Here is a 19,275-nt window from a genome sequence, read left to right as displayed (position 1 = left end):
AAAGTAGGTGGAGAGCTTGCCAGAGGTGGCAAGCTCTTTGCTATTTAGTGATAGAACCTTCTACTAGTTCCAACAAATAAGGTGCCACGGATTGGCGGAACACCTGCAGCGGAATTTTGCTCTTTTTTCGTTGGTCATTGGTCAATACAACAACGGTTTCAATAGAAGGTAGGATATAAATGCACTGGCCTCCGAAGCCATACGCGTTAAAGTAATTTAGCGATTGTAGGGAGGCGTCGTTATCTGTACGATCTGGGTAAGTGTCTGTCCACCAATGCCAGCCATAGCTGCCGCGGCGAGGTGCCTCTACACGTACCGCAGGTTGCGTGGAAAGAGCGACAAGCTTTTGGGAAATAAGCTGAGTATTTCCCCATTTTCCTTGCTGGAGATAGAGCTGACCAAATTTGAGCATATCGATAGGACGAAGAGACAATCCGAAACCACCCGTGTGGATACCTTGCGGGTCTTGTTCCCAACTATACGATTCAATACCAAGCGGCTCGAATAAAGTTAACTCAGCATAACGAGCAACTGACATTCCTGTTGCTTGGACCAAGATCGCAGATAATAACTGAGAGCCGCCTGAATTATAAGACATTTTCATACCAGGTAAATCGGATAAGGGTTGATCCAACACGAAATCTACCCAGTTCGGTGTTCTTGTCATGCGTGGAAAAGAATTCTGTCCACCAAATTCTGTCCAATCGAGGCCTGATGTCATCGTTAATAAATGCAGCAGCGTTATTTCGCTCTTATGTGATGCAGGATCTTTCGCAAACTGCGGGAAAAATACGGATGCAGGTGTCTCGGGGGCTGGCAACAGACCCTGATCCATAGCGATACAATAGAGTGCTGAGAGGATGCTTTTGGTACAGGAATTGATTTTTGCTACAGTTTCAGCTAACTGCGGTTCTCGGTATAGCTCGAATGTGATCTGACCTCTTTGGCTGATGAGGCAACTTACAAGATTGGCTGGTTCTAGTTCTTCTAGTAAATTTGAAAAGTTCATGACATCCTTCTTATTATTACGACATTTTTCTTGATTTAGGGAGGATTTACCTTTTGATCGAATAGTTTCATGTGATAAACTACAACTAACTAAGCCTACTCGCGCGTATAATACAACCTCTAGATAAAAGATTCCACCTCAGATGTAGTGTGTAGTCTTTTTATCATACCATTCGACGTTTTTTCTGGAAATGATTGTGTTAGGAGCTGCCGGAATACATGAAAATTTTCAGGAATATAGGACTGATCAGCCTCGGATTAATCGGCATCTATGTGATTTATTATGTGATTAACTTTATGCTTGGAGACACTCCGAGATTGCAGCGGCAATCAAGCAGTCAATATGGTCAGACCATGCAAGTGACTGACAATCGCAACTTAGTAGTGGAATTTATGAAGGACAAGCTTACAAGTAAACATGGCATTTATACGAATCTGAAGGATACCGATCAAATGGGTGCTGCTGCTTCAGGTCATGAAGTTCTGAGCGAATCCGCGGGTCTCTTCATGCGTTATTACGCTCTAACAGGTCAGAAAGATAAGTTTGATGAGCAGTGGCAGCAAGCCAAGCAAGTATTCGATACACCATTTGGATTCAGCTATCGGTATAGTCCAAAAAGGAATAAACAATATCCAATGAATGCCATTGTAGATGATTTGCGTATTATTCGGGCACTCGATGAAGCTTCCGTCGCTTTTGGGACTAAGAGCTACAGAGCGGAAGCGGAAACTTACGGAAAGCGACTCTATCAATACAATGTTGTGAATGGACAAATGCGAGACTTCTATGATCCAACCTATAAAATGACAAATTCATTCTTAACCTTGTGCTATATCGACACTGCTTCGTTGGAGCTTGTACCGCTATCACGGAAAAAGAAGGCGTCACTTGAAGCCAGTATGTTGCAAATTGTCCAACAAGGATATTTGTCGGATTCGTTTCCATTTTACCAAACTCGCTACGATTTTGATAAGAAGGGTTATCAATCTGAAAGCATAAACACGGTAGAATCGTTGCTAACGATTCTAAACCTTGCTGAAGTTAAGATGGAACAGCCAGCAAGTATCCGTTATATCAAAGATCAGATTAAAGCAGGAACTTTATACGGTCAATATGATCTGGATGGAAAACCACTGAATGAAGTTAGGTCAACTGCTATCTACGCGATATCAGCCATGATTGGATCGGTCATCAAGGATCATGAGCTTTATGCCGATAGTATTCTCAAGATGAATGAATTTCAAGTCCATGATCCACAGAGCCCGCTGAATGGCGGCTTCGGAGATGTCAATGCCTCGCAGGCCTATTCCTTCGATAATTTGATGGCACTTCTAGCCTACACGTACTGATCAGAAAGGAGTGCGATCACATGTGGAACAATCGTTTCCTCCAAATGCTGCTGCGCAAGTTGTCCCCAGCTGCTTTCGCTGCCATCGTGGTGTTCTTGATTTCAGTGATCGCACTATTTACACCTCCCTATATTGGGATGGCGGATAATGGGGATTATGCTCGAATTTTGAATGGACTGTATGTGAAGGATGCGGACTATACAAGCCAATACTTTGGTTATTTTGTCAAAACCTTTGGTATTTTTCAATACTATAACGAAAATAGTGCCTCCATATTTTCCACACAAACATTTTTCATGAAAGCTGCAATTCTTATCAATCAACTTTTTTATCGTGAAGATACCTTTGATATTCGTTTTCAAGCAGGCATGTACTTGATACTTTATGTAGGTGCCATTTATTTACTTGTGGAAGCATTGACCTGGAAATTGTCTAGGAAATTAGGCTATGTAATGGCCGCGATCGTAATTTTTGTATTAGGTGACACTGGATATACGGCTTATTTTAGCTCGTTTTATGGCGAGAGCGTTGTTCTTATTATGAGTGTTTACATGGTTTCTTTTGGCTTATTGCTCTATCGGAAAAGATATAATGATTACCTTATGATGATATTATTTATCCTTAGTGCCATGATTTTGACGGCTAGTAAACAGCAAAATGCTCCTGTTGGTATGATTGCTGCACCGATTGGTGTCTTTTTCATTTATATCAGGAAAAATACGCTGTATCGCTCAATAACTTCGATTTTGCTCATTGCATTACTTGGCGTTGGTGTTGGCACGTACATGCTCATTCCGAAAGAATTTGTCAATATTAACAAATACCATGCTATGACGCGGGGCGTACTTATGGGCGCTGTGGATCCAGAGAAGACCTTAAAGAGATTTGACATCGATAAGCAATACGCCATATTGAACGAAACGGAATATTTCGATGCCTATACGACAGTAAATGTGGAGTCAGATATTCTACAGGACGAATTCTATAGTAAATACGGTTTCGTCTCCATTTTGACCTATTATATGATGCATCCGAACCAAGCTGGTCAAATGTTGAACTTGGCTGCACGCGACGGTTTCAGTATCCGACCTAACGCGATGGGGAATTATGAACGCTCTGTGGGCAAGCCTTTTGGAGCACAAACCGTGTTCTTCTCGGGTTACAGTTTGTTAAAGAAAGCCATTGCTCCTAAAACGTTTGGTTTTGTTTTATTATGGATTTTAACTATTCTCGGACTATATCTACCTTCATTTGTCACAGCTATTCGGTCACGATTATGGCGAAATGCAATCAGGTTGCCTCTGATTGTGATGCTAATAGGGATTGGGCTTTCCGGTATTTTTGTATCCATCATTGGTGCCGGGGATGCGGATCTTGCCAAACATGAGTTTTTATTCACATTAATTTTTGATTTAGTATCATTGATTACCATCATAGATCTCATTTCCAAGAGATTATGGAGCCAAGAAACTTGAGCCTTACTTGGTTGATATCGCGGGAGAGGGGGTATAGGTATGTTTAATCGATACAAAATGGGTACTTCTTTATTGCTATTAGTCAATCTACTGATCTTCATATGCTTTCCCCAAATAACTTCTGCCACTCAAGCGGAGACAACACCTGTGCTAGTTGTTTATGATAGCTTAGCAAATGGAACGCCCTTTGAAGGTAATATAGATGCTGTACAACGTATCCTTGCTTCGTTAAATGCCCAAGTAACGATAACTTCCTATGATAAATACGAAGCGGGCATGCTCGCCAAATTTAATAAAGTGATTAACATTAGTAATTTGGAAGATGTTTCTCATTCCCCTGAAATGTTTAAGCGTGATATGAAAGGCTACTTTGGGGATTATATGCATATAGGGTATCAACTCCCACCGTATGTTCAACAAGAAATGGGTATTGAGGTACAAAAGCAAGCTACAGACACATTAAAAATTTCAATTGGTCAATTCACTCAAGGATCTATAATTGCAAGCAATATCTCGTTTACAACAAAGTTCAACGGGACCTCCTATGGTACTATTTTTTCTGAAAACGGGAAAGCAAGCTATCCATATGGGGTCATTCATGGCAAAAATGCGTATATCCCATACATGCTAAAAGGGAATTTAAGCGAGTTGGCCGCTTCCTTCGTGTTGAAGGATTGGTTACATGTGACTAGTACTGGTAAGAACTTTGTTTTACTAAATGAAATCTACCCATTCTCAGATTTGGATTTACTTAACGAAGCTGCAGATCGTTTATATAGTGCTGGCATACCTTTCATTGCAAGTGTGCAACCTGTTTTTAGTAATTTCCAATTCCCCGCAATGCAGCGATATTTGGAGACACTTAAGCATATTCAGTCTCGCAATGGAAGTATCGTGGTGAATGCACCCGTAGTTGCTTCTACAATTAGTCCAGACATCGCAGGTTTAAAAGCACAATTGAGTTCTTTTCTTGATGCCTTAGCTGAATATGAGATTGTTCCACTTGGTATAGGTTCCGAATTATATTGGACTTATGATCAGCATTATTCGGAGTATGGCTTGTCGATCTTTGATTCAGGCATACTTTATGATAATCGAAACATCAGATACCATACGCAAAGAAATAATTCGAGTGTGTTCCATTCCGCGATGTATACAATCAATGGGAAGGATTTAAACAAATATATAAATTCAAATAAATCACTTAATCCCCTACCTATGAATACCGCATTTGTTTATCCATTTCCAATAAATCGCCAAGAAATGGAAGCAACACTGGACACTTTATTAAAAAGTTGGACGACATTTGCCGATTATAAGAATGAAGAGCATAGTGTGCGTACGGAAAAGAACGAATTAACCTCACATCGTGGTCACTTGCAAATCAATGGACAACCTATTGCCTTAAACAATACGATAGCTGAGATCGACTCTGATCACACCTATGTGCAAGAAGTGAAGAAGAGCTTTACGACCTTATTTTCGGTGCAAAATAATATCTTCATTGTACTCATCGTAACGACGCTTCTTATTTTTATGGTATTTCTCATCATTGGGTATCGCCTGTACAAACGAAAATTCACCCATCAGGAGAGGTCATTATGACAGTTGCAGATATTTTGATGCTAATTTCCGTCTTCTGTATTTGGTCACTGTTATTGGTTAATGTTGTTCTAATCGTAGCAGGCTACTTGTACTATATTCAAATTGAGAACAAACCGGTTGCACCTATCGAAGGTGAGCCTCCATTCGTTAGCATCATGGTACCGGCACACAATGAGGCAAAGGTCATAACGAAGACTGTGGAATCTTTGCTAGCGCTATCATATCCTCATAATCGTTATGAGATTATCGTCATCAATGACAATTCCTCCGATAATAGCAGTGTCCTATTAGGAAATCTCCAAACGAAGTACCCCGGGCGCAATTTGATCATCTTGAACACGGATAATGTTATAGGTGGAAAAGGGAAGTCTAATGCTTTGAATTTGGGATTTAAACTAAGCAAGGGAGAACTTATTGCCATCTATGATGCTGATAATACTCCTGAGAAAACCGCTTTGACGTATCTAGTTTCCGAAATTACGCATGATGCTAGTTTAGGAGCCGTAATCGGGAAATTTCGAACCCGCAATCGTGATGCAAGCCTCTTGACTCGTTTTATTAATGTTGAAACATTATCATTTCAATGGATGGCACAAGCGGGGAGATGGAAGTTATTCAAGCTGTGCACGATTCCAGGTACGAACTTTATTCTTCGGCGTTCGATCATCGAGCAAATGGGTGGTTGGGATGTGAAGGCAATTGCTGAGGATACAGAAATTAGTTTTCGCATTTACTTAATGGGATACAAGATTAAATTCCAACCTAAGTCAGTCACTTGGGAACAAGAGCCACAAACAGTCAAGGTATGGTTTAAGCAGCGAACGCGGTGGGCGAAGGGAAATATTTATGTCATTGTCAAAAACATCCCCTTATTATTCAAACGATCAGCTCGAAACATTCATTTTGATATTTTATACTATCTCTCCATATATGTGTTGTTGCTAACCTCGTTAGTCATGTCCGATTTACTTCTCATATTGCATGCTTTGGGTTATGTTAGTACAACCATTGCTAGTTTTAGCTCTTTCTTGTGGGGGCTTGCCATCATCTTATTTATTCTCGGGACATTCATTACGTTAGTAACAGAGAAGGGGGAAATGAAGCTTTCTAATGTTTGGATTATTATGCTCATGTACGTCTCTTACTGCCAGATGTGGATGGTTGTAGCGGCATATGGCATGTATGCATATTTAAAGGATTTGGTATTCAAGCGAGAAGCCAAATGGTATAAAACCGAAAGGTATTAGATTGGGGAGAATTTATGAAGCAACGATGGCTGTTGATTACGACCGTTTGTCTTTTATCCCTGTTTACTTCGTTAAGCTCAACAGCAGGGGCGGAAGAGCTTTCACCTACTGGGAATAAACAATACCAAACTAATTTTGCAGATACGTCATTACTTGGAGGCGTAACCTATACATCACAGTACTTTCAGATTGAGGATTATTGGAACGTAGCCAGTGTTGAAGTTCATCTCGATTATGAGATTTCACGCCTTCTGCAGAATGACCGATCAAGTGTAACGTTATCGATAAACGGAAAGCCGTTTCACTCATTTCGTCCGGTCATTCAAGAAACGAAACAACAGCAGTTGACCGTTCTTATTCCCGTTTCGTATCTCGTGAAAGACGTGAATACACTAACTCTTCAAGGAAATTTCGAAACAACCGCGCCGCTCGCTGTGAATGCTTGTTTACCGACAGCTACGCGTGATAATTGGTTGCAAATATCCAAAACCTCGCGTATTTCAGTGAATTACGCAAACTCGGCAATTCAAAAGAATATCCGAGATTTCAATGAGCATTTTATCGGGTTGGATACGATCAAAGAAGGTCTGAATGCGATCCTAGTTACAGAAGGGGAAAGTAACTTGGCTGTACTTGAAGCGGCTACCTACGCGCTTTCTGGATTCGCTAAGGTGAATCCTCTTTCGGATAAAGGGATTCCTATCGTCGCATACAGTGCGGATAGTATGAAAGCAAAGCAAGCCCTTATTCTCATCTCCTTCTATAACGATCTGCCTGAAGAAGTGAAGTCAACGATTCCAGCGGATGATCTGGATAATAAAGCATACATTAAGTTGGTCACCTTTGCGGGAAAACCGACGTTAGTGGTCACTTCTTTGGATACCGCTTTACTAGTGAAAGCAGGACGATTAATAGGTAATCAGTCGTTGCTCAGTCAGCTTGACACGGATACGAAGGTAGTCGATGCCACAACAGAGGTAGAATCCCCTACGGTTAGTATTAGCCGAAACATAACGTTAACGGAAACAGGCGATAAGATCGTCGGTGACCGTCATCGTGAGAAATTTTATTTCGTTTCACTTCCAGGTAACCGTTCGATCGCGGATGCGAGCAAGTTGAGTATTAAGTATCGATACGCGAAAAATTTAGATTTCGATCGTTCGATGGTTACAATCCTAATCAATGATACACCAATTGGCAGCAAGCGCTTGTCTACGGAGCTCGCAGACAATGATCACATTGATATTGCAATCCCCAAAACATTGAATATTAACGGGAATTTCACCGTGAAAGTTGCTTTTGATTTGGAACTCAAAAATGCAGGCTGTATTGAGAATCAGGATCAAATGCCATGGGCGTTTGTAGATAAGGATTCCATGTTACAGCTGAATACCAAAGATAAAGCGGATATGTTGTTTAACAATTACCCTTATCCCTTTCTGAGAGATGGCAGCTACAATCAGTTGGCAGTCGTTCTGCCCAAAGAGCATGATACATACGTATACCAAACGATTTCGAACATTTTTAATTTGTTAGGGCGTTACGCGCAGACCAATACGGGGGAAGTGCTTTTTTACCAAGATAATGTTGCGGCTTCACAACTGAAGAACCGCGAGATCATTGCGATCGGTAGTTATCAGAATAATCAAGTTATCCGTACGAATAATGACAAGCTATATTTTCAATATGATAAAAGTGGAACAGGCTTCGTCTCCAATGAAAAAATGAGTATCGAAGCTAACTACGGCACTCGCATAGGCTCGCTGCAATTGATTGATTCACCATATGGGAATGGCTTCGGGCTGCTAGCCGTCACAGGGGCCAGTTCAGAGTACGCTTATCTGGCCTCTAAACTTATCGGATCAGAAGGTACGCTGTGGAAAGTATTCGGCGATGGAGCTGTTACGGACATTGACGGGCAAATTAATGCGTTTCGATTTAAAAAAATAACGACGACTGAGCCATCTACGGTATTGAGCGATGTCATGAATCGCAAGGATGTTCTGGGTTTCATGATTGCTGTTGTCCTTGTTGCCTTATTGGTTATTCTCTCGCTTATCCTGCTAATTCGTAAATACCGAAAGAAGCGGAGGGATCGCGGATGAGGCGTTTACAAAGCAATATGGTTTCGGATGGCGCATTTATTTTCCTGATTATTGTCTGTTTCGTTTGTATCGTGTTTACCGCGGGAAACCCCAATCTTTATATCCAAAATATTATTTTCTTGAACCTTGCGTTACTAATTGCGATCGTCACCTACTTTACAAACGTTACAACGGGATTGATTTTGAATATCCTATTCATCTTCGGTTACGGCACATTTACGCTGTATCAAACGGTGGTTGTGGGCGGAGTAGTTGGAGCTCAGAACTATTTTTGGCTCATCATGACGCCACTATTTACGATCTCAACATGGCTGCTTACTTATGGGAATCGCCAGCTTCAGTTGGAAAATGAGCAACTGCAGAAGGCTAACAAATCGCTCGCAACAGTAGATGCCAAAACAAGCTTAAAGAATACGTTTTCGTTTCAATCCGATGCAACGATTTTCATGGCGCTGTCGGTTCGTTATCACATCCCATTAACACTTCTGGTTTTCAGTGTGAAATACTGGGATGAAATTCGGCGTATTATCGGAGAAGAACAACTGATGGAGGCTGTACTTGATCTATCACAAATGAGTCAGACCAGCATCCGTACGAATGATTCGCTTTATTTGCTCAATAAGGAAAATCCAATGTGGGGCATGCTGTTATTCACCGATCGACCGGGCGCTTCTATCGTAATTGATCGATTGAGAAATAGTGTGGAGGAGCGAAACAGGGACGAGTACAGGGAGAAATACCGAGTCGAGCTTATCTTGAAGATGGGCGCGATTGAATATGATGCTAAGGAAGTTCCGAACCCGTTGGAGTTTATTACGCTGGCGAAGAAACAATTGGAATTTGATGTCTAAATTTAAGGTACAGATCTCAGTTATTGAGGATCTGTACCTTTTTTGATCATGATTAACAAGTCTAAAGTATGCAAATACTACTTGAGAACTATTAGCATAATTGGAAGGGAGGATATGATTTGTCTATCTTGGCCAGTCTGAAATATCATTTTGAACAAGACAGGGAGTATATTTCACGCAAACTATGGATAGGCAGTGATCCTCTAACCTTTCTAGGATTAAGGACGCTCGTTAATTTCCCGAGATCACTTACCATGGTGCGTGAACAGCTACATACAGTTGATGATATAGATCAACCAATAGAAGATAGGCTGAGTGGGCTTGGTCACAATGTATCCACTTGCACACTGGACGAGCTCATCTCAGAAATATTAGATGGCATGCTTATTGCCATTCATGAGCCATCTGGTACTTATATTAGCATCATACCGGTTGCACAACCGCTCAATCGTTCAGTAACAGTGCCATTAACTGAAAATGTAGTTAGAGGGTCAAGCAGCGCTTTTAACGAGGATATCGAGCTCAATGTCGGCCTGCTTCGAAAGCATATAAATTCAAGTGATTTGCAGATTGCGACGTATAGATTTGGGGAAGTATCCAAAAATTGCGTGGTTTTATCCTATTTGAATACAAAGATTGATCCTACACTTCTAAGATCTATCATCAAAGCAATCGAAACGAATTTGCATTTAGATGTTAGCAATGTACAAGAACTATCGAAAATGTTTGGGTTTTCAAACTTTACACTGGTAACACGTTACAATACAACGGAACTGCCACAGAGTGCAGCACGAGCTTTAAAAAATGGAAAAGCGGTTCTTTTCATCGAACGGTTGCCTTTCGCATTAGTACTCCCCAGTCTTGTTTCGGATTTGTTCGTGACAGCAGATGATGCCAATCATCCGTATGTGTTTGCTGCGGCCCTTAGCTTCATCCGTATCGTAGGTGCGCTGATCACGCTAATTATCCCAGGTTTATATGTGGCCTTAGTTTCTGTGAATCCGGATGTGTTGAGGTTTGAGCTGGCGCACTCAATCGCGAAGAGTAGAATAGATGTACCCTATCCTGCGATTGTAGAGACCTTAATATTGTTGTTTGTATTGGAATTGACATTAGAAGCCATCGTCCGACTTCCTCCGAGTATAGGACCTACAATAACTATGGTAGGGGGGATCGTGCTAGGACAAGCTGTCGTATCGGCGAAATTAGTCAGCAGTTTACTCATCATTGTATTGGCTGCTACGACTATTTCAAGTGCAACCGTTGTCGGCTATCAAAATGCGCTCACGATACGATTGTTTAAATATGTCTTATTGATCCTTTCCGCAATCTTTGGCGTCCTCGGTCTTTTATTCGGGATTGTCATTATCTGCTCCTATTTAGCAGGCGTCAAATCACTTGGAGTTCCATATTTGCAATTGAAAAATCCAGAAGGTGAATGACATGATTAGAAACTTACAAGTTGTAGTTATCTACATCATAACCCATTTAGGGTTGATATTCTTTATGTATCCGACGGATATCTTAGCGAGTACACGTGAAGCCTATTGGATACCTGTAGGTTTAGGTTATTTAATCCATATTACCGTCATTTTTATTTATCTGAAGGGGCTTAGTTATTTTAACAATCAGAATATCGTTCAAGTACTGATCAACAAGAATAAACTAATCATGTGGTTAACGCTTCTTCCGGTTTTTCTCTATCTTTCAATGATTACCATAATTACAGTGAGGGCTTATGCCGAAATCATTTCGATTGTTTTTCTAGCAGACACTCCAATCTGGATTCTTATGTGTATGTTGCTTGGGATTCCCGCATTTATGGTCATCCATGGTGGAGTAAGATCACTATTAAGAGCGGGACTTCTTTTAGCTGTCCTATTTCTTCCTCCCATGCTATTTGTCATGTTCGCATCTCTTCAAAGCATCGATTTGAACTATGCACTCCCACTGATCCCCAAGGATCGTTCCAAACTATTCGCATTTCTCACCGATTTTTCCTATTATAAAAGCTTGTTTGCATTCGCGGGAGGATTTTTATTTCTGGGCTTTATTCCTTCTTATATCACGTATAAACCCAAAACCATTTACTTGAGCAGCATTATCGTTTTCATTTTTTTCCTGCTTTCGGTTTATATTCCTATTGTGACATTAGGGGAAGAAACCGCCCGTCAGCTGGCATTTCCCTTCATTTTCACGATTGATACGATAGAAATCAACTGGCTCATGTTTGATAGGATTACGATTTTTTTCCTGCTGAGTCAAATTGCGTTTGTCCTTCTTTTTATCGCAATGACCCTCTGGCAGATCGCATGCTTAATCAGGTCTCAATCAAAAAAAATGAAAAATCAGTATCTTATTTCTGCCATTTCAATTGTCGTGTTCCTGATATGCTTATTCATTCCTGACTGGGGTCATGTTGAATTGCTCCTGAAGTGGAATTCATTTCTTCGATTGTATGTTGCAATAGTTGTTCCGACTGTCATTTTCATAGCAGGGTATCAACATCAAAAACATGTCAGAGAGAGTTGAAGTGAAGAATATGCTGAAATGGATTGTTGCAACACTCTTACTTTTTATTCTCAGCGGCTGTTGGGATAACAAGGATATCAATCATCGTTCTTTACCGATCGCTATGGGGGTTTCATACAATCAAGGGCAATATACGGTATATCTCGATATTCCAAAAGTAAGTGAAACAGACAAGATACAAGTCGTTTCAGAGAGTGGCGACACAATCAATGATATCATTGACAAAATTAGTATGAATATGGAAAGCGAAATTGATCTGCTTCATTTGAAAATCATCCTTGTCGATAAAGAGTTTGCCAAACACGGTTTAAATGACGGTGTGTCAAGTCTTATTCGTTCTAGACATGTCTCCCCGAAAACACTGTTCGTTATCTGTGATGAATCGCCAGATCGTTTTTTTGAAAAAATGGACAAAAATTCAAATGATGGAACTCTAATTTATGACTTTTTTCAGCGCAATAGTGGGTTGAGTCCTGAAATTGCTTACACGCAAACGTGGAAAATTTTCAGGAGCATCCATTCCTTTACGAACGATGTGGTTATCCCTATTATTAAATCAGGAAATACAACGGCGATTAAAAGCACAGGCTCAGCCATCATGAAGAATGGCAAAATGGTAGGGCGACTCAATAATGAAGAAACCTTACTCATCAATGTATTTAATGGGAAGGAAACGCAGGGGAAAATCGAAGTGATGGGAAAGGGTACAATTCAAATTGTAAGTAACCATCTGAAGCATAGAAGTTATTTGGTTAATAACCAAGCTCTATTGAAAAGTAAGCTAAGCTTAAAAGTAATCTTATTGGATACGAAAGGTAATCCTTCGCTAGATTCCATCAAGTCAGATCTGAACAAGCTGGTTCTGGAACGGTTCGAGCATTTATTTGAAAAAATTAAGCTAGGCGGAGCAGATGTTCTGGGAGTTGGACAACATTTTCGGAATGAATTGACACGAACCCAACTGGAAGAATGGCATGCCGAGTATTTTAAAAATTTGAAAATCGATTTGCAAGTCTCAACCACGATTCGAAACACGGGGAATTTGAAGGATACTTAAACTAATAACGGTAAATAAACACGGGGGCCGCGAATTTATTCGCAGCTTCTATTTTTGTTTCCAATTCCTATGGTAAACTTAACCTATCATCCACAGATTCCTACTACACGCGGATATGGTTGTTTATCTTACTAATACCGTCGCCTAGGATTTCTTCCTTGAGCGAATAAACATCTGATGATAGGATGAATAGGAGAGCAATTGGAAGGAGTGATCACCATATGAAGCAGGTTATTGAAATGAACAATATAGGTTGGTGTAGGGACAACAAAATCATCCTGGATGATATGAATTGGCAGGTTGCCAAAGGCGAGCATTGGGCCATACTTGGACTAAACGGTTCAGGTAAAACAACTCTCCTGAATATGATTAATGGCTACATTTGGCCAACAACGGGGCAATTGTCTGTCTTGGGGCATCCTTTTGGCAGCGTAGATATAAGAGAATTACGCAAATCTATCGGTTGGGTCAGTTCCTCCTTGCAGGAAAAGTTGTACGCTTCAGATAAAACACAGCATGTAGTTATCAGTGGGAAACATGCATCTATTGGGCTGTATGATAAGCCGAGTGAGGAAGATTTCGAACGTGCAAGGGGATTTATGCAGCGGCTGTCTTGCCTGCATTTGTATGATCGCACTTATCAATCCTGCTCACAAGGAGAGAAGCAAAAGCTGCTCATTGCTAGAGCATTAATGGCATCACCAAAGTTGCTTATTTTGGATGAGGCTACGAACGGTCTGGATTTTCTATCCAGAGAAGCCTTATTATCCAGTATTAACGAGCTGGCCGTGGTGTCGGATGCACCAACGCTAATATTTGTCACCCATCATATTGAGGAGATTCTTCCAGTGTTTGGTCAAACTTTACTCATTCGCCGTGGTGGTGTGTTTGCCAAAGGAGACACAAGCGAAGTGCTGACAAGTGACAGTTTGTCTTCCTTCTTTGAGACCCCAGTAGAAGTGAAATGGCAAAATCAACGTGCCTGGATTTCGATTCCGTAGACGAGCATGGGGAATGATCTCAACTGCTAAATTATTAAGTAACTAGTTTTTATCACTATGCTAAACTGAGCCTATAACATCAATATTATCCAACAAATAAGGAGGTGGTCCCCCATGACAACTCACAACAAACCCAATAGACTAACCAAGGAAAAGTCACCTTACTTGTTACAACACGCATATAACCCGGTCGACTGGTTCCCTTGGTCAGAGGAAGCTTTTGAAAAAGCGAAGCAGGAAAATAAGCCTGTTTTCTTGTCTATTGGGTATAGCACTTGTCACTGGTGCCATGTCATGGCACACGAATCGTTCGAAGACCAAACCATAGCCAATATGTTAAACAAAGATTTCATCTCGATCAAAGTTGACCGGGAAGAGCGTCCTGATATTGATCACATCTATATGGCGGTTTGTCAGGCGATGACTGGACAAGGTGGTTGGCCGCTGACGGTGTTCCTAACTCCTGAGAAGAAGCCATTCTTTACAGGGACCTATTTTCCACGCAGCCGTAAATATAATCGAGCAGGCATGGTTGAGATCATCGCACAGCTTGCCAGCAAGTGGAGGGAGGACTCTGAGCGAGTTCGCGAGCTTGGTGAGCAAGTGACTACGGAAACGACACAACGGTTGCTAGAGAATCAAACTGGCGGCACGCTGTCAGAGGAAACGCTACATGAGGCATTCCGCTTATATGCGTCTAATTTTGATGCTGAACATGGTGGGTTTGGTACGTTTCCGAAGTTTCCAACCTCCCATAATTTATCATTCCTACTCAGGTATTATAAGAAAACGGGGAATGAGCAGGCACTTGAAATGGTTGAAAAAACGCTAGACGCTATGCACCGTGGAGGTATGTATGATCATATTGGGTTCGGTTTCGCCAGATATTCTGTTGATGCCCAGTGGTTAGTGCCGCATTTCGAGAAAATGCTGTATGATAACGCTCTGCTGGTGATGACGTATATTGAGGCTTATCAAGTGACTGGGAAAGATCAATACGCTGAGGTGGCCGAGCAAATTATTACCTATGTTCTACGTGATATGACAGATGAAGGCGGCGCTTTCTATTCCGCGGAGGATGCTGATTCGGAAGGCGTGGAAGGTAAGTTCTACGTTTGGACGATGGATGAAGTTGAGGACGTACTCGGCATTGACGAGGGAGATCTCTATAGTGAGATCTATGGTTTGACGGAGTCGGGGAATTTTGAGGGTAAAAATATCCCGAATCTACGCGACACGACGCTGGCGTCTGTGGCAAGGCGGAAGCAAATCCCTCTGGATGAGCTGAAGCTGCGGTTGGAGGCTGCTCGCGTCAAGCTGTTTGCGCATCGCGAACAGCGGATTCATCCGGGCAAGGATGATAAAATTCTGACCGCGTGGAACGGTCTGATGATCGCTGCGCTGTCCAAGGCGGCACGCGCTTTGGACAAGCCAACGTACGCGGCCGCCGCGACGAAGGCTGCGGACTTCTTGCTTCGCGAGCTCCGCCGCGAAGATGGGCGCTTGCTCGCTCGCTATCGCGATGGCGAAGCGGCGTTCCTGGGCTACGTGGACGATTACGCGTTCCTCGTATGGGGACTGATCGAGCTGTACGAGACCACGTTCGAGCTGCGCTTTCTCCGTGAAGCGGTCCAGCTGAACGCAGAGATGCTTCGTCTCTTCGGAGACGAAGAGCGGGGCGGGCTCTTCTTCTACGGCAGCGATGCCGAGCAGCTGCTCACCCGCCCCAAAGAGATCTACGACGGCGCGATGCCGTCGGGGAATGGAGCAGCCGCGCTCAACATGCTGCGGCTGTCCAAACTGACCTACGACGCGAAGCTGTCGCAGGCAGCAGAAGAGCAGCTCCAGGCGTTCGCTGGAGCTGTTAGCAAGTACCCGCCGGGCCACGCGCTTACGCTGGCAGCGCTTGATTTCGCCTATGGCGCAGCCAGCGAAATCGTGATCGCCGGCGACCCGGCGAAGCCCCAGACACAGCACATGCTGCGCACGGTGCAGCGGCAGTACCTGCCGAATGCGCTGCTGGTGCTTCATCCGCCTGGATTCGCAGGCGAGGAGGTGCGCCAGCTAATTCCGCTGGTTCAAGATAAGCTGCCGCTCGGTGGCCGAGCAACAGCGTATGTGTGTGAGAACTTTGCATGTCAAGCACCGACACAAGATGTGGAGGACCTTGCAAATCTCTCCTAACTTGAGATTATCCCTACACGCAAAAATCTCTTTCACAATGACTGATAATAATTATCATTATTGGTTACAATAGTGTTAGAAACATAAAAGAGGCCCGAAGGCCTCTTCTTAAACAAAACTCATTAGTCCAACTCACCGTGTAATGGATGAACTAAACCTTGGATTCAAATGTTTTACAATCGGTTTCTTCCGAATTGCGCGCTTGATCACTACCGTGGTGGCTCACGATCGAAATCGAGCTAGCTTTGCATTTGTTTTCATTTGCCCAGTATTTGCAGGAATTCACTTCGCACATCACATCTTTTGCCATGTCTCTTTCACCTCCCTTACCTCATAGGGTGGGCGAAAGGGACCTCTTTTTATACATAGCGCTTAAAATAACTTGAATGAAGGGAACGTAGATCCCTTATTACATCAAAATCGAACGAATAGAGGATCCTCATTCCCTTTCATCGTTAGTTGATCGTTGTAAGTTAGCGCATTGATGTAGGAACAAATGAGACCCCAGTCCGAATATACTTGAAGTAGCGCATCAACGAACTTCAAGGGGATGAAGGTATGGCCGAGAAGAATGAGCTGCAAACCTGTGTCAGATGCAAATATGTTGCCGTGAAGGAAGACAGGTACTGTATACGGTGCGGGGCGCCGCTCAAAAACAAATGCACCAAAGAGAAATCACTTATGCACAAGGGGTGCTATAAGGTTAATAAGGCGGATGCCAAGTACTGCGCGGATTGCGGTACGGAGACAACGTTTAGCCAGTTGGGGCTCATCTAGACCAAGTGGGGGCTTATCCAATAAAAAAACCTGAGACAAGGACGAAGTCCTCAGCTCAGGTTTTTTGTCTTATTACCTATCAGGTTTTTGTCTTATTACCTATCAGGTCTTTTGTCTTATTATTTACTTCTTCTGCAAGACAGCCTGCCATAGATCCGGTGTATCATAACCTAAGCGCCAAGCTGCGATACCAGCGATATCATACTTCTTAGCGATATCCATACGAGCCGTGACGGTAGCTTGATTCTCCAACCAAAATACGAACGTGTAACCATTTTCTTTATACTCGACCTTATATTGCCCGAATTCGTTGTCCCAGGTTTGCGTAGTCGATTTGGAAGCCATAAGCGCAGGAATATCTTTCATGAGAACGGTGCGATTCCCGACTAAAGCTCCTTTGGCATCCAACTGCCATTCGCGTACATAATACGGGATGCCTAGAATGATTTTATCCCGCGGGATACCGTAGGAGAGGAACTCTTGAACGCCGCCATCAGCCCAAGGGATACCAGCAACTGAACCAGGTGAGGTGCTTCCTTTCCAGAACTGATCGTAGGCCATGATCACCATGTAATCGACAATGCCACCAAGCTTCTCATGATCAAAAGCGGAAAGATGATTCCATTTCACGCTACCGCGCGGCAAATCAATAGAAATGACTAAATTTTTTGCATGCGCAGCGGCTGTCAATTTTGAAATAAACGCAGTAAAGGCATTACGATCAGAACCCGCTAAGCTTTCGAAATCGACATTGATCCCTGGAACCCCCAATTGCACAGAGCGATTAATCAATGCCGTAATAAACTTGTCTTGCGCAGCACTGTTTGCAAGGAATTGTGTAGTTAAGGTAGAGCTGAATTGATTGCTAACCAATGGATATACGGTATAACCGCTTTTTTGCAGCCATTTGACCGTATCAGCATTCGATGTATCCTTCAAATTACCTGTGTTATCTGCCAACTCGAAATAAGAAGGAGAATCGACATCGAGTCCAATCGTATTTGATACATGAGCTTTAATGACCTCTGCACCTGAGCTGCCGTTCCAGCCCCAGACTTGCAGCTTTTTGAAATTATCCCAGAGTGTACGATTCTCCAACGTTTGAATGGAAGCATTACTGTACTGTTTCCCATAGGATAAGGCTTCTGGTAAGGTTCGGAACTCACCAATCAGATTTGTACTCTGGTACACTTGATAAGAGGCATAATTGTTCCAAATCTTACGGCCATCGCGGTAAATGGCACTGTGTCCCCATAGCTTTGCATAACTAATCGCTTCATCTATGGATGTGAATTCCTGAAGAAAAACATCATTTTGAAAAACTTTGTATTGTTTAAGATTGCTGTAAACCGTTTGTTTGGAGTTCCTATTAACGACTGTGGAGTTTCCCCATTTGAGTGCTTCTTGAATCGCATCCTCTAAGGAGGCAAATCCCCAATTTGGAGCTGAAAACGTTCCTTGATAAACATTGTAGACTACGCTGCCCGCGCTGTTGGCCTCTTTAACGGCTTGGGGGATGTTATCCCATACCCATCCGTTGGAGTTCAAATCAATAATATGCGCATTGCCCCACTTTTTGGCTTCTGCAATGGCGTCAGTGAGACTCGTAAACCTCCACGAATCCTGCGTGATTTCATTTTGATAGAGTTGGTAACGCGCATAATTGTTCCACACCCAGCCCGTGGATTGTAAATCCCGCACACTTGCGTTTGTCCATTTCTTTGCTTCTGCGATGGCCTCATTCAGTGTGGCGAATTGCCACTCCGGGAGGGTAATATCTTGCTGATAAACCTGATAACGCGGGAGATTGCTCCAAACCCAAGTCCGCGTGCCTATTTCTTCTACGTGACTGTTGGAAAACCATTTGGCATATGCTTCTGCCTGTCCATAGGTTGCAAATTCCATAAGTACTTGGTTGTACTGGTAGACGCGGTATTTCGTCGTTTTGTCTATGCTGGAAGGACCATTGCTTGCTGCAAGAACTGTTGAAGGTAACGTCATGGAGAGAAGTAATGTACCGCTAAGTAACCATTTTCCGATTTTCATGCATTCGCCTCTTTCTAGTAAACTACTCTATTGGACG

The 19,275-nt window shown here is 42.6% G+C and carries 15 protein-coding genes; 12 read left to right on the top strand and 3 right to left on the bottom strand.

Features of this window, described 5'->3' with window-relative positions:
- Positions 1 to 40 precede the first annotated feature (40 nt).
- Entirely contained in the window at positions 41 to 1,009 is a 969-nt protein-coding gene (locus ACSQ8O_RS28970) for a serine hydrolase domain-containing protein (protein WP_436244508.1), read from the bottom strand.
- 218 nt (positions 1,010 to 1,227) lie between these two features.
- Here ACSQ8O_RS28970 and ACSQ8O_RS28965 point away from each other — a divergent pair, with 218 nt between their 5' ends.
- The 11 genes from ACSQ8O_RS28965 (at position 1,228) to ACSQ8O_RS28915 (ending at position 16,415) form a co-directional block, all read left to right on the top strand.
- A complete protein-coding gene (locus ACSQ8O_RS28965; RefSeq protein ID WP_436244507.1) occupies positions 1,228 to 2,358 on the top strand; it encodes a hypothetical protein in 1,131 nt (376 codons plus the stop codon).
- A 20-nt stretch (positions 2,359 to 2,378) separates the two neighbouring features.
- Positions 2,379 to 3,833 carry a glycan biosynthesis hexose transferase WsfD gene (wsfD, locus tag ACSQ8O_RS28960; protein WP_436244506.1) on the top strand — a complete coding sequence of 485 codons (1,455 nt, stop codon included), beginning with the start codon at positions 2,379 to 2,381 and terminating at the stop codon, positions 3,831 to 3,833.
- Positions 3,834 to 3,872: 39 nt separating this feature from the next.
- Entirely contained in the window at positions 3,873 to 5,438 is a 1,566-nt protein-coding gene (locus ACSQ8O_RS28955; RefSeq protein WP_436244505.1) for a hypothetical protein, read from the top strand.
- Entirely contained in the window at positions 5,435 to 6,685 is a 1,251-nt protein-coding gene (locus tag ACSQ8O_RS28950) for a glycosyltransferase family 2 protein (RefSeq protein WP_436244504.1), read from the top strand. The genes ACSQ8O_RS28955 and ACSQ8O_RS28950 overlap by 4 nt, the downstream gene beginning before the upstream one ends.
- Positions 6,686 to 6,699: 14 nt before the next feature.
- Positions 6,700 to 8,790: a cellulose biosynthesis cyclic di-GMP-binding regulatory protein BcsB gene (locus tag ACSQ8O_RS28945; RefSeq protein ID WP_436244503.1), complete on the top strand. Its 2,091-nt coding sequence runs from the start codon at positions 6,700 to 6,702 to the stop codon at positions 8,788 to 8,790.
- Positions 8,787 to 9,641: a GGDEF domain-containing protein gene (locus ACSQ8O_RS28940; RefSeq protein ID WP_056620813.1), complete on the top strand. Its 855-nt coding sequence runs from the start codon at positions 8,787 to 8,789 to the stop codon at positions 9,639 to 9,641. The genes ACSQ8O_RS28945 and ACSQ8O_RS28940 overlap by 4 nt, the downstream gene beginning before the upstream one ends.
- 119 nt (positions 9,642 to 9,760) lie before the next feature.
- A complete protein-coding gene (locus tag ACSQ8O_RS28935; RefSeq protein ID WP_436244502.1) occupies positions 9,761 to 11,083 on the top strand; it encodes a spore germination protein in 1,323 nt (440 codons plus the stop codon).
- A gap of 1 nt (position 11,084) precedes the next feature.
- Positions 11,085 to 12,173 carry a GerAB/ArcD/ProY family transporter gene (locus ACSQ8O_RS28930; RefSeq protein WP_436244501.1) on the top strand — a complete coding sequence of 363 codons (1,089 nt, stop codon included), beginning with the start codon at positions 11,085 to 11,087 and terminating at the stop codon, positions 12,171 to 12,173.
- A complete protein-coding gene (locus ACSQ8O_RS28925; RefSeq protein WP_436244500.1) occupies positions 12,157 to 13,230 on the top strand; it encodes a Ger(x)C family spore germination protein in 1,074 nt (357 codons plus the stop codon). Before ACSQ8O_RS28930 ends, ACSQ8O_RS28925 begins: the two co-directional genes overlap by 17 nt.
- 221 nt (positions 13,231 to 13,451) lie before the next feature.
- Positions 13,452 to 14,231 (top strand): ABC transporter ATP-binding protein, encoded by a 780-nt coding sequence (locus tag ACSQ8O_RS28920; protein WP_436244499.1) that lies wholly within the window; start codon positions 13,452 to 13,454, stop codon positions 14,229 to 14,231.
- A gap of 114 nt (positions 14,232 to 14,345) precedes the next feature.
- The gene (locus tag ACSQ8O_RS28915) at positions 14,346 to 16,415 is read left to right on the top strand and encodes a thioredoxin domain-containing protein (RefSeq protein ID WP_436244498.1); all 2,070 of its coding nucleotides are present in this window, start codon (positions 14,346 to 14,348) and stop codon (positions 16,413 to 16,415) included.
- A 151-nt stretch (positions 16,416 to 16,566) separates the two neighbouring features.
- Here ACSQ8O_RS28915 and ACSQ8O_RS28910 read toward each other — a convergent pair whose 3' ends face one another.
- Positions 16,567 to 16,725, bottom strand: coding sequence for a DUF1540 domain-containing protein (locus ACSQ8O_RS28910; protein ID WP_082593545.1), 159 nt, complete (start codon positions 16,723 to 16,725; stop codon positions 16,567 to 16,569).
- A gap of 248 nt (positions 16,726 to 16,973) precedes the next feature.
- On the opposite strand from ACSQ8O_RS28910, the gene ACSQ8O_RS28905 reads away from it, so the two are divergent.
- Positions 16,974 to 17,192, top strand: coding sequence for a hypothetical protein (locus ACSQ8O_RS28905; RefSeq protein ID WP_056620823.1), 219 nt, complete (start codon positions 16,974 to 16,976; stop codon positions 17,190 to 17,192).
- A 123-nt stretch (positions 17,193 to 17,315) separates the two neighbouring features.
- Here ACSQ8O_RS28905 and ACSQ8O_RS28900 read toward each other — a convergent pair whose 3' ends face one another.
- Positions 17,316 to 19,238, bottom strand: a complete 1,923-nt coding sequence (locus ACSQ8O_RS28900; protein WP_436244497.1) for a glycosyl hydrolase family 18 protein — start codon at positions 19,236 to 19,238, stop codon at positions 17,316 to 17,318.
- Between the last annotated feature and the right edge of the window lie 37 nt (positions 19,239 to 19,275).

The sequence above is a fragment of the Paenibacillus sp. LjRoot56 genome (assembly GCF_964253335.1).
In the GTDB taxonomy this organism is placed as follows: Bacteria; Bacillota; Bacilli; order Paenibacillales; family NBRC-103111; genus Paenibacillus_E; species Paenibacillus_E allorhizoplanae.
Note: the sequence above shows the minus strand (reverse complement) of the source record. Positions and strands in the feature narration are given on the sequence as shown.